At 35.2% G+C, this 13,638-nt stretch carries 8 protein-coding genes; all 8 read left to right on the forward strand.

The window, feature by feature from the left end; translation table 11 throughout:
• Positions 1 to 50: 50 nt before the first annotated feature.
• The 8 genes from OM074_RS03865 (at position 51) to OM074_RS03900 (ending at position 13,525) form a co-directional block, all read left to right on the forward strand.
• A complete protein-coding gene (locus tag OM074_RS03865; RefSeq protein WP_301197971.1) occupies positions 51 to 2,000 on the forward strand; it encodes a glycoside hydrolase family 97 protein in 1,950 nt (649 codons plus the stop codon).
• 962 nt (positions 2,001 to 2,962) lie between these two features.
• Positions 2,963 to 3,496, forward strand: coding sequence for a sigma-70 family RNA polymerase sigma factor (locus OM074_RS03870; RefSeq protein WP_301197972.1), 534 nt, complete (start codon positions 2,963 to 2,965; stop codon positions 3,494 to 3,496).
• 147 nt (positions 3,497 to 3,643) lie between these two features.
• Positions 3,644 to 4,711: a FecR family protein gene (locus OM074_RS03875; protein WP_301197973.1), complete on the forward strand. Its 1,068-nt coding sequence runs from the start codon at positions 3,644 to 3,646 to the stop codon at positions 4,709 to 4,711.
• A gap of 124 nt (positions 4,712 to 4,835) precedes the next feature.
• Positions 4,836 to 8,369 carry a SusC/RagA family TonB-linked outer membrane protein gene (locus OM074_RS03880; RefSeq protein ID WP_301197974.1) on the forward strand — a complete coding sequence of 1,178 codons (3,534 nt, stop codon included), beginning with the start codon at positions 4,836 to 4,838 and terminating at the stop codon, positions 8,367 to 8,369.
• Between the two features lie 13 nt (positions 8,370 to 8,382).
• Positions 8,383 to 9,936: a RagB/SusD family nutrient uptake outer membrane protein gene (locus OM074_RS03885; RefSeq protein ID WP_301197975.1), complete on the forward strand. Its 1,554-nt coding sequence runs from the start codon at positions 8,383 to 8,385 to the stop codon at positions 9,934 to 9,936.
• 10 nt (positions 9,937 to 9,946) lie between these two features.
• Positions 9,947 to 10,798, forward strand: coding sequence for a hypothetical protein (locus OM074_RS03890; protein WP_301197976.1), 852 nt, complete (start codon positions 9,947 to 9,949; stop codon positions 10,796 to 10,798).
• Positions 10,799 to 10,810: 12 nt separating this feature from the next.
• Positions 10,811 to 12,070, forward strand: a complete 1,260-nt coding sequence (locus OM074_RS03895; protein ID WP_301197977.1) for a TlpA disulfide reductase family protein — start codon at positions 10,811 to 10,813, stop codon at positions 12,068 to 12,070.
• Between the two features lie 198 nt (positions 12,071 to 12,268).
• Positions 12,269 to 13,525, forward strand: a complete 1,257-nt coding sequence (locus OM074_RS03900; protein ID WP_301197978.1) for a TlpA disulfide reductase family protein — start codon at positions 12,269 to 12,271, stop codon at positions 13,523 to 13,525.
• Positions 13,526 to 13,638 lie beyond the last annotated feature (113 nt).

The following is a 13,638-nucleotide window of genomic DNA, read 5'->3' on the forward strand; positions in this document are numbered from 1 at the left end:
GTTAACAATTAAGGCTTCAACCCTTTTTTGAATATAAAATTTTATAAGGCATGAAGAATTATATAATACTGTTTATGGCAACCTGGCTTTTTTCTATAGCCGGCATAAACGCAGAAAAAGTAAAAATATCCGGACCCGATGAGCGCCTGGAGCTTACAGTTATTTTGGAATCAGGAAAGCTAAGCTATTCGGTTTTATATGATGGAAAGCAAATGTTGGAGAACTCTCCATTGGGGTTGGTAACTGATTTAGGAGATTTTACCCATGATCTTACCTATACCGGTAAAAAGGAAACTGCCATTGATGAAAAATATAGTCTGGCAACTACAAAAAGGAGCAATATTCATTATGTTGCCAATGAGTTGGTTTGTTCGTATCAAAACAAATCAGGGCAGAAAATGGATGTTACTTTCAGACTAAGCAATAATGATGTAGCTTTTAACTATACCCTATATCCTGAAGGAGATAATATTTGCTGCATTATTGAAAAAGAAATTACCGGATTCGATTTTCCTTCAAAAGCTACCACATTTATAACACCTCAGGCTACACCTGGCATTGGTTGGAAAAAAACAAAGCCAAGTTATGAAGAAGAGTATGTGGCTGACGATAAGTTGGGAGCTCCTTCGCAATATGGTCTGGGTTTTACTTTTCCATCCTTATTTCATATAGGGGATGATGGTTGGGTGTTGGTTTCTGAAACAGGCGTCAATAGCTCCTATTGTGCTTCTCACCTAAGTGAAGGGAATGCCCGGGGATTATATAGTATTGCTTTTCCACATCCTGATGAGAACAATGGCTTTGGTTCAGCCAATGCAGCAATGGCACTGCCGGGAAGTACACCATGGAGAACAATTACGGTAGGGAGCGATTTAAAGCCTGTTGTTGAAACAACCGTGCCTTTTGATGTGGTTAAGCCCCAGTACGAAGCATCACAGAAATATAAATATGGTAGAGCAACATGGAGTTGGATCTTATGGCAGGACAACAGCATGAATTATGACGATCAGGTGGCTTTTATTGATCTGGCAGCTACCATGGGATACGAATACATTCTTATAGATGCGCTTTGGGATACTCAGGTTGGTTATGAAAGAATGCCTGAACTGATTGGTTATTCACAATCAAAAGGGGTGGATGTGTTTTTATGGTATAACTCTAATGGTCATTGGAATAATGCGCCACAAGGGCCTCACCATAAAATGAATAATTCAATTATCCGTAAAAAGGAAATGGCATGGTTAAAGAGTCTTGGAGTAAAAGGTCTAAAAGTGGATTTCTTTGGAGGAGATAAGCAGGAAACTATGAGATTGTATGAGGATATACTCTCAGATGCCAACGACGCAGGTTTAATGATTATTTTTCATGGTTGCACCTTGCCAAGAGGTTGGGAAAGAATGTATCCAAACTTTGTAGGTAGTGAGGCTGTATTGGCTTCCGAAAACCTGGTTTTTCAACAGCATTTTAACGATAAAGAAGCCTATAATGCCTGTCTTCACCCTTTTATAAGGAACACCGTGGGTAGTATGGATTTTGGTCCTGTGTTGCTGAATGAAAACAGAAACCGGAATAACGACGGGGGAAAGAAGCGTATTGTAACAGATATTTTTGAACTGGCTACAGCAGTGTTGTTCCAAACCCCGGTACAAAATTTTGGTATTGCACCCAATAACCTCACGGATAAACCGGCATTTGAGATTGATTTTATGAAAAATATCCCTACTACATGGGACGAAACAGTTTTTATTGATGGTTATCCGGGTAAATACTGTGTGTTAGCCCGTAAAAGTGGAGATACCTGGTATGTAGCAGGAGTAAATGCCACTAATGAGGTATTAAACCTCAAGGTAGAATTGCCAATGTTGGCAGGCAAAAATATTTCGTTTTATTATGACGATAAAAATGAAAAAGCCCGCTTAGTGGAAAAGAAGATAAGTGACAAAGGGCAATTCAAACTCAGTATAATCCCAAATGGGGCAAATATTATTGTAGGTAAGTAGTCGTTAGCCTTATATAGTTCCTGCAAGAAAATTCATGATTCCTACGCTCACCCCTTTGATTCCCCTAAAGGGGAAAACTCCAACGCACTGTGCGGAAGTAACTTCCCCTTTAGAGCCTGTTCCGAACTTGTATTCGGGAGGACTGAGGGGTGTGGGTGGGCTAACAGAAATTTCAGCAGTTTTCTTGCCAACACTAAATACAACGAACTAACCTATGCGGGTAAAAGATCCTGTTTTTACCCGCATAGGTTAATATTTCCGCTTGTTAATTGAAGTTGCCGATCCATTTTACTTCAGTTTCCTTTATCAATACTTCGTTATGCTTTTCTAATAATTTGATTTTAACAAAACACAACCGCCCAAAACCTTCTGCAAGCCCCTAATGATCGGGCATTACCCCTAAATATCGGGGTTATACCTTAAATATCGGCTTCATAAGCTATAAGTTTAGCTTTCTGGCTTAAAATATTGGCAAAAACCTCTACAAGTTTGGCTCTCTGGCTTAAAAATATTGGCCTAAAACCCTATAAAATTAGCTTTCAGTCTTATAATATTGGCAAAAAAATCTATAAGTTTGGCACTCTGGCTTATAATTTTGGCATAAAACTCTATAAGTTTAGCACACTTGCTTAAAAATATTGGCTTTATAAGCTATAAGAATGCCATTTTCACTTAAAATATTGGCATTATATATTATAAGAATAGCATTCTAACCTAAAATATCAGACTTAAAGTTTATAAGATCGGATTGGGGAGGATAAATTATAGACATGATTTAAGTTATTTTATATAAATGTAGAAATACTATATTTGAGCTTCTGTTTTCTTTAGAAAAGAGTTTGTGGAGTAAAATTTTTTCAGAAACTTTGCCCTCCCGGAAATGGGTCGTTAGAGAAATAATTGTGTAAATAGAATGGAACCCTTTGTTTTATAGGGGGTGCTTTAGTTAAAGGTTGATGTGTATGAGTAATGAACTGGATTTGGGAAAAAAAAGTAATTACCATCGGTTATATTCAGAAATGTATACAGGGTTAAAGTATTTTGCAACAAAAATCCTGAATTCAGAAGATGAGGCTGAAGATATTATTCAGGATGTTTGGCTTAAGGTATGGGATAAAAAACCTGTGTTCGAAAATAAGCATAAACTTAAAGCATATCTATACCAATCGGTAAAGAATACAGCACTTAACCAAATCCGTATTTCCAATAAAAGAGATAAACATCATACCCAATTGCTTATTGATCAAATAGAGGATGATATCAGTTCAAAAATTATTGAATCAGAAGTTTATGCATTAATCAACCACACTTTCAGTAAATTATCAGAAGCTACTAAAAGGGTATATGTTGAGAAGTTGAATGGGAAAAAGTACAAAGAAATTGCTGAAGACCTGGATATTTCTGTAAATACGGTAAAAAAGCATATTAATAATGCAAACCATTATATGAAGGATAACCTAAAGCACCTTCTTGAATTTATACTTCTTTTTTGTTGATTGTAGTCTAAAGGGTAGGTGTCGCCCTTGTTTTATTGATATTTTAATCCTTCTCCATAACAAAAATGCGTTTTTTTTGAAAAAAGTTACTTTTTTCATTACCCCTTATTATAAATGTTGTGTCATATAAATAAAATAGTTCATCATATGGATTTTTCAGTATCGGATCATATAAAAGTATTGCTTACAAAATATATATTAAAAGAGCAGCTTAGCGATGATGAAATTGCAGAAGTGGAGGCCTGGATAAATATATCTGAGGAGAATAAGCGTCTTATAAAAAATATAGAGAATAGTCTTTTTGTGGAAAAAGCAATAATGAGTAATCATGAGGAGGAAGCGAGTAAATCATATGAACAATTTAGCAGGCGTGCTAATATGAAGCCACAAAAAATAAAATGGATTTATACAGCAGCCAGTATAGCAGCAATTTTTATAATTGGGTTATTTATTTATCAGATTAACATGACTAGCTATGATATACCTCCAATAAAAACAGGTATGTCAAAAGCGGTTATCGAATCAAAAGGTGGGCAACTTGAAGAAGTACAAAATGTGGCTTATGTTGAAGTGAAAGATTCAACATATACTATTCTGAAAGTTCCACGGGGAGGTGAAATTGAGGTTCGTTTGAGTGAGGGAACGGTTATTCATTTGTATTCAGAATCTTGTTTGGTAATACCCGAAGATTTTAATGCCATTAACCGTCGTGTTGAAATAAATGGGGAAGGTTATTTTAAAGTAGCACATGATAAAAATTCACCATTTGTGGTTAAAACCAGTCAAACACAAGTAAAAGTTTTAGGTACAGAGTTTAAAATTATGGACTATGGGGAAAAAGCTAAAACCATAGTTACATTAGTGAGGGGTAAGGTTGAAGTCAGTAATAAAGACAATACGGTTTTAATGACGCCTAATATGCGAACTGAAGTTGCAGATCAAGGGGAAATTGTCATAAATAATCTTAATAAGTTAACCGTTAGTGCTGTTGAAAATGGGAATCTGATTTATACAGATAAATCCTTGGAGGAGATTATGACAAGTTTATCCAGAATATATGATGTCAATATTAAATTTGATAAACAAGAATTAAAAAACATCAGGTTTACAATTAATGTAAGCAGAAAGAAAAACTTAAAGGAATTACTTTCAATTATTGAAAAAGTAGAGAAGGTAGACTTTAGTTACAAAGAAAATGTTGTGCACATACATTAAATATTAATCAATGGAATGTATTAACAACCGGAAAACATCTGGATTTTATTATTTATAAGCGTTTTAAATCTTAAAATTTTACGTTAAGCTGGTTAAAATTCCTAAACCTTTTTACAAAAACAAAATGACAAAGATTGTACTATTTAAAAGGGCAATATTATTGCTCCTGGTCTCCTACGTCCTTATATTTAGAGTGTCAGCACAGACGCAAGAGCGATTGTCGGTTCATTTAAAGGGGGTTACGCCACTTGAGTTGTTTAATGAATTAAACAAGCAGATCAGTATAAATTTCGTTTATAGCAACGAGGACATTAATCGTATCCCTATAAAGAATTATGATTTTGACAACGTATTGATTGGAGATATAATCGACTTTTGTTTGCAACAAACAAATTTGACTTATGAAATTGAGCAAAATACCTTGATTATCAGGCCGAAGTCAAAATCTTCTGTTATCCGTGGTATCATACTTGATGATGAAGGCATTCCCCTTCCAGGAGCAAGTATTCTTATTAATGCCTCAAATGTGGGTACAATAAGCGGGGCAGATGGAACTTTTTCATTATCTAAAGGATTTGAAAAACATGAAGCAGCCCTTCATATTTCATTTATAGGTATGAAAGATCAGGATATTCAATGGACAGGAAGTGACCTTGAAATTCAAATGAAATCGGATATGCAACTTACCCAGGAAGTTGTTGTTACAGGGTATCAGGTAATAGATAAGAAGCAACTTACTAGTGCTGTGAGTTCGTTAGATATGTCGGAAATAATCCAAACCGAGGCTCTTAGTGTAGACCAGATGTTGTCAGGTAAAGTACCTGGCTTAAGTGTTAGTTTTAATTCGGGAGAAATGGGAGTAACACCTAAGATCAGAGTGCGTGGGGTATCAACATTGGTGGGTAACAGAGAACCTTTGTGGGTTGTTGATGGTGTTGTTTTGTCTGATCCGGTAGATGTGTCGCCGGCAGAATTAAACGACCCTGATTATATAAATCGTATAGGAAATGCAATTTCGGGTATTAACCCGCAGGATGTTGAACGTATTGATGTTCTGAAAGATGCTTCTGCAACAGCTCTTTATGGTTCAAGAGCTGCCAATGGGGTTATTGTTATTACAACAAAAAAGGGTAGAGCCGGAAAAATGGAGGTGAATTATTCAGGTAGCACTTCGGTTCGGGTAAGGCCCAGATATACGGATAAATCAATCAATCTGATGAATTCTAAGGAAAGGGTTCAGTTTTCCAGGGAATTAATGCAGGATAATCATATGTTTACATCTTCGAATAGTTTGTATGGGTACGAAAAACTTGCTTATCAGTTGTATAACAATCAGATTGATTATGATACTTTTGAACAGGAAGTATATAAATTAGAAACTAACAATACTGATTGGTTTGATTTATTGATGCGTGATGCCTGGTCGCAAAACCATTCGTTAAGCTTTTCGGGTGGTGATGAGAATACTATTTATAGAGCTTCTGTTGGGTATTCAGAAAATCAGGGTGTTAATAATTCTGATGATTTATCACGTTATACGGCTTCCCTTAATTTGCGACATAATTTTAATAAATTATCTGTTGGAGTAAACATACTTGCCAATACTGGTAAGCATAAATATTACCAGTCTTCATTGGCTCCAACTGACTATGCATATAATACCAGTCGTGTGATTCCTGCCTATGATGAAAATGGGGAGTACTATTTTTATAATCAAACACTTGGAGCAGGAGGTGGTGAGGGCTACGATTATAATATCCTGAAGGAATTAAAGAATAGTGGCGTTGATCAGAATAATTCATCCATCACTTCCAGGGCAAATTTAAATTATAAAGTGAGTGATTGGTTAAATCTATATACGATAGTATCTATGAGTGTTTCTAACACTGAAATTGAAGGTTGGTGGGGCGAAAATACTTATTATGCTGCTCAGTTAAGAAGGAGTAAAACACTTGAAGATATTCAGCCTGATTTAGCTGAATTAGTGTATGGAGGTGAATTGACAAAAGATTATACCCGCAATAATGCTTACACTGCACGAATTCAGGGGGATATAAATAAATATTTTGGTGTAGAAAATCAGCATAATATTAATGCATCCATTGGATTGGAGGCCAATTCCTCAAAATATGATGGATTTTCATTAACAACTCGTGGTTATATGAAGGAGCGGGGTAAGTCCTACGTGTCGGATATTGATTTGACCACATATACAAAATATGCACAGTGGTTGTCAACCAATATTCCAACCGTAACTGATAATCTTACCAACTTATTGTCCGAATATGCTTCTGCATCTTATAGTTATAAAGATTACTATACAATAAATGCCAATGCAAGGTTAGATAACTCGAATAAATTTGGCGATCAAAGTAACAACAGGGTCTTGCCTATATGGTCTGCCTCGTTTATGTATAATTTTGCGTCATTGTTAAAAAATCAGTCTACTTTTGATTATCTCAGGTTAAAAACCTCTTATGGCTTTCAAGGGAATATGTTAACGGGTTTGTCGCCCAAAACAATTATTAAGGCAGGTGCTTATGATTCTTATTTTAATGAATATACATCCAGTATTTATACCTACCCGGATCCAAATTTAAAATGGGAAAAAACAAGTTCTTTTAACATCAGCCTGAACTCCTCTTTATGGAATAATATATTGCAATTTGAATTGACCTATTTTAACAAGGATACTAAAGATGCTTTTATTGAGCGACCTATATCCGGAATTAATGGATACACTTCGTATATGGTAAATGGGGGAGATATATTAAATGAAGGATATACAATTGATTTTACTCTTACTCCAATTCGTAAAAAAGATTTTTTCTGGACTTTTTCCGGGTCTATGACAAAAATTAATAATAAGATGAAATCAGAAGTTGGAATAGATACCTACGAGTATGGTGACTTTTTAAATGGAACAGCTATCATTGAGGGGGAATCTATAGGTACATTTTATAGTTATAAATTTGCAGGACTGAACCCTGAGGATGGAGGTCCTTTGTTTGATGATGGAGATGTTGCTTCAATTGCCAATCTTAATAAATATGATACTTATACAAAGGTGTTAGTGAAATCTGGACGACGGGATCCAAATGTTACCGGAGGGTTTAATACATCAATGCGTTATAAAAGCTGGAGGTTAAATGCAAATTTTTCTTATAGTCTGGGAGCCAAAACCCGATTGTTGAAATTCTATCCAAACGGGAATGATTATTCTCCTCAATATAATTTGAATAAGGATCTGCTGAACAGATGGAGAAACCCCGGTGATGAATTGAAAACAAATATTCCGGCTGTGCTAAACTACTCAGCTAATAGTCCATATGATGATCACTGGGCAACTGGCGGTTGGTATAGGGGCGAGAATCAAAGAGTAGCTGCAAATAGTTGGGATCAATATAATTACTCTGATATACGGGTTGTGAGTGCAGATTATTTACAATGTACCTATCTGAGTTTATGTTATGGTTTATCGGATAAATTATTACAAAAGTTGAATATTACCAGGGCAGAATTTACGCTTTCAGGAAGCAATTTGTTTACAATTTCAGCAAAGGAATTAAAAGGACAAACTCCTACTCAAAGCGGATTTGATAAGATTCAATTATCTCAACGTCCTACATTTTCATTAGGCGTAAATGTTACTTTATAAAACGGGTATAATTATGAAAAAACATACAATGCGATTTATATCATTAATAATTATAGGAATAGCACTATCGTCATGTAATGACTTTTTAACAGAAAATTCTCAGGATCTGTCATACATTACTGGTTACGATGATTTAGATGAGATATTATTAGGGGATGTTTATCTTTCGCCTGGTACAAGTACAGCCAGCAATGATATATCAGATACATATATGCCATACATTCACTTTATGAGTGATGAAGTGACGCAATTAATTGATGTATCTAAGAATATCAATACTCCTCCAAGGACAACTACGCGGTTGTTTGGTTATTATACCTGGCAAAGAGATGTTACTTTGGGCCTAGATGGAAGCGAAGTATATGATGACGGCCAGGATTGGAAAAATATATACAAGAGTATTGTTTCTGCAAATGTAGTTCTATCCGGTTTGTCAGAACTGTCTCCCAAAGATGACGAAGAATTACTACAAGCCAAAAGAATAAAAGGTGAAGCTCTTTTCTGCAGGGCAGCCGATTTATTTCTGTTAGTTAATCTTTATGCCGACGCTTATGAACCGGTTAATGCAGATCAAAAGCCAGGCGTTCCGGTAAAACTTACAGATTATGCCGAAATAGGTTCATTTACACGGGCATCTGTTAAAGAAGTCTATCAACAGATTGTTTCAGATTTATCAGAAGCAACAGTGGCATTGAAGGATAACGAAGAAAAATCAATATACCGAATAAATTATGCAGGTGCATGTCTTTTCTTTAGTAGAGTATATCTGTATATGCAAGATTATAACAATGCTATTTCATGGGCGCAAAAAGCCATCGCTGAAGCTCCGCAAATGGTGGATCTAAATACATTTTCATCCCCACTTTTTAGCAAAAACAATGAAAGCATAATGTTTACCATGGGTGGCAATATCATTGCTGAAAATATTTATGAATACTTATTGTATGGGGAGCTATATTTACAGGTAGGTCAGTTTGTTGTTGCAAATGATTTATACAATAGTTTTAGCGATAGTGACTTACGCAAGAGTAATTTTTTCCACATCAATGAAGAAGCTCCCAATGTGGTTTTATACGATAAGCAAACATATGAGTTAATTGCGCAAAGCAGTGAAATATCAGATTGTTTTACCCTTAGAACTGCTGAAGCATGGTTAAACCTTGCTGAAGCTTATGCGTGTTCCGGAGACAATTTAAGTGCTCAAAATGCAATGAATACTCTGCTTAAAAACAGAGTTGAAAACAGTGCCTTTCAACCCATATTACTAGATAATGCTGAATTGGTACACTTTATCAGGGAAGAAAGAAAAAAAGAGTTGTGTATGGAAGGGCACCGCTGGTTCGATTTAAGAAGGTATCAAGTGAATGAGGCATATCCTGAAACAAAAACCCTTTATTCGGTTTCATCAGTTATTGCAGATTATGAATTGGTGAGATTTGATTACTACAGACTCGATCCGGGTGATCCTGCATGGACGTTGCCTATACCTAAATATGAAATGGATTATAATGATTCAGAAGGGAATAACAGGGATGACAGGATTCCATACAATACCATAAACTACTAATATGTTAACTATGAAAAAGTATATAAGTATTCTATATTTAATTTTCGTTTTCTTGCTTTGGGGTTGTCAGAAAGAAGAAGAATTGACCCCTTCTTATGCTGAAATGGATTATTTTTTACCTCAAGCGAGTCAAACAGATGAGGTTTCGGAACTAAAAAGGCAGTTTTTTAAAGATACAGGTGTTAAACTATTGTTTTCAGATACACTTTATACATCTGAATCGGATACAATTTTGCTGGACGTTGATTATAACTACGTTGTTGATTATACGGGCTATGATTATTTTATTGATCAATATACATCAGTTTCAGAAATGAAGGATGCTGCTGAATTTGTGCAAAATAATATTCTTAATGAAATAGGGAATATCCTTCCTCCATATTCAGTTATTTTAGCAAATGATTTTGTATCTGTTGATTATTTTGGAACTACAGAAACACTTATCAATTTAATTAGTTTAAAAACTACGGTAATTAACCTGGGGGATATAGAAGCAAAATCTTTAAGTGAGAAAGAAGAATTAAAAAGTGCGGTCTTATCTCAATATTTAAGTTATCAGTTAACTACAAATTACAGTAATGATTTGAAACCATTTTTTGATGTGTCTTCAGATATCTATGATGATTGGATGAAAGTTTGGCCAACATATACGGAAGATGATCAATATAACGGTTTTATAGAAGCCCCAACAGGATACTCTGGTTTTAATCGCCGGCATGATATAAAAACGTTTTTGTATTATATGTACACAGTTTCTGAAGATGATTTCAGGGCTACCTATGGTGATTATACGCGTATCATTAGCAAAATGGAAGTTCTCAACAGCGTATTAAATGAGAAGTTTGATATTGTAATCTACTAAAAAAATATTTTCATGAAAATAAATTATTTATGCCCCTTTTTAGGGGCTTTTATTTGCTTTCTATTGTCGTGTAGTAACGATAATAATGAAACATCATATAAACTCTCTGGTCATTTAACCGGAGTAAAGGGAAAGGGTGTTGCTATTTTACAAGATTATCAAACGTATAAAGAAGATACTGTACCTTTTATCGATGGCAAATTTGAATTTACCGGTGAGCAAGAGATTCCCAAAATATACAGACTGTATTTTATTGGTCCTGCGGATTCTCTGGTAACGCAGTGCAAAAGCGATTTGTTATATATTGAAAATGGCGACATTCATTGTTCGGGCGAGTACCATCAATTAATGAATTACATTGAGAATAACGATCCGTCATTAAAAAGAATGACCATAAAAGGAGGTAATACTAATGCGATATACGAATCCTATTTAAACGACATACGCCCCATAATGCAAGAGGCGATAGTTGTGAGTAATAAGCTTGAATATCCTGGTGTTGCTGTTGAAAATATGACAGAAGAACAATATTCCGAAGCCTTACAAATGCAGGAACAACTGGATTTTTTGTTGAGTAAACGCGATTCTTTTAAGGATAAGTATATTGAGACTTATGCCAACAGTCAGCTTGCATACGATTTTGTTCTTGCATCTATTGCAAAGGACAGGCATTATGAGGAGTGGATTGATGAAAACAGGGCTCATGGCAATGGTTACCCTGAAGATATTGCCATACCTTCAACTGGTAAAGTTGAGAAATGGATTTCTTTACTTAATAAGCAAAATACTTTTAGTCCAAATCAGATGGATACTTTAAGGCAGTTGGCAACCAAATGCAGTCACCTAACTCCGGGAGCTCCATTTATCGATGGATATATAACTACACTTAGTGGAGATTCAGTTTTATTAAGTTCGCAATTAAAGGAAGGGCAATACACGTTAATAGATTGTTGGGCTTCCTGGTGTCATCCATGCAGGGCTTCAATACCACATTTAAAACAGTTATATAAAAAGTATAAAGATAAAGGGTTGAATGTTATTGGTTTATCGCTGGATGGAAATCAAATGAAAGATCAATGGCTAAAAGCTGTCGATGCCGAGCAAATGGACTGGCCCCAGTTTCTGACAGACTTTCATTGTGAAATTATTAAAGATTATAGTGTGGCTGCCATCCCCAATATTTTGTTAATCACTCCTGATAAAAAGATTTTAAAAACCGGAGTGAGGGGATTTGATTTAGATTTAATCCTTAAAAATATTTATGGTAATTAATTCCTGCAAGAAAGCTCGAATTTATTCCAACCCGCACCCTCCAACTCCCTAAAGGGAGGGTGTCAACCCACACGGTGCGAGAGGCTTCCCCTTTAGGGGATGAGGGGTGAGCGGTGGAGGCCACAATAATGCCGCAGTTTTCTTGCAAGCACTAATTAATGATAATATGTTTTAACCCTGTTCAAAATATAATCTGTAATGAATAAAATATTAAAAATAGTAGCCATATTGCTTATTGTGGTATCGATAATTTCGTGTCAGGAAAAGTCATCATATACATTTAAAGGTGAGCTTTCCGGAATTGTAGAAAAAGGTTTGGTTCGTTTGGTTGATCCAATTAGCAATGAGGAAGATACTGCGGAAATGGTAAATGGTAATTTTGTTATTAATGGACAATTAGAGCAACCTAAATTGTATCGTTTATATATTGCTGTTCCCAATGTTCCTCCGTTTTCAACATTAAAATCATCGCTGGTTTACATCGAAAACGGGCAAATTACATGTACGGGTAATTTTAATGAGTTCGAAAATTACTATGATTATTCTGATACAACAAGTATTCGTCCGGTAATAACGGGCTCCGAAGCAAATATTTTATACGAAGAATATTTGAGTAATGTACGTCCATATGTAAATCAGGCAGCAGTAATAAGTATGAATTTTGTGACTGATTCGGTTCTTTCTCACCAAAAAACTGAGGTTGAATTACAAAAAGCACATAAAAATCAGCGCAAATTGTTAGGTCTTCAAAAGCGTAGGGATCAGATTTTAAATGATTTTATACTTAAACATTCAGGCAGCCAGGTGGCATACGATTTGGCCTTTGCTGCCATGAGTATGGACTCGCATTATGAAGAACGTATAGATGAGAGTATTGCTAAAGCAGTCAGTTATTATGAATCCATTTCGATACCGGACTCTAAAAAAACAGCAAACTGGATATCGGCGTTGAAAAAGTCCGGTTCATTCAATCCAAAACAAATTGATACACTTGAAATATTGTCGAAAAGGTGTTTGAACTTTGAAAAAGGGGCTCCATTTATGGATGGTAAAGTATGTTCAATAAATGGAGATACCATTAAATTGAGTTCTCAGTTTACAGAAGGAAATTACACCTTAATCGATTTTTGGGCCTCCTGGTGTGGCTATTGCAGAGACGATATTCCCCATATTAAAAAAATATATCAGCAATATCACTCAAAAGGACTTGATGTTATTAGTGTTTCTGCCGATGAAATAAATAAATCAAAGAAAGCCTGGCTTAAAGCAATGGAGCAGGAAAATATGCCATGGGCTCAATATCAGGCTGACTTTAATAGTGAATTATTTACGAACTATGATATTACTGGAATTCCATATTTAATACTTATTGATCCAAATGGGAACATTGTTAAAGTAGGTATCCGCGGATATAATTTAGATATCGTTTTGGAAGGTATATTTAATCGTGATTAAACAATATTTTTTCTTCGTGATCAAATTTGAAGGATGGAATGGGATTAAAAACAGCAGTTTTGCATAATTTCTTATACTTATTTGACGGATTTGTAAGATAACCTTTGTTTTTG

Source organism: Plebeiibacterium marinum, from assembly GCF_026013615.1.
GTDB classification, from domain to species: Bacteria; Bacteroidota; Bacteroidia; order Bacteroidales; family Marinilabiliaceae; genus Saccharicrinis; species Saccharicrinis marinus_A.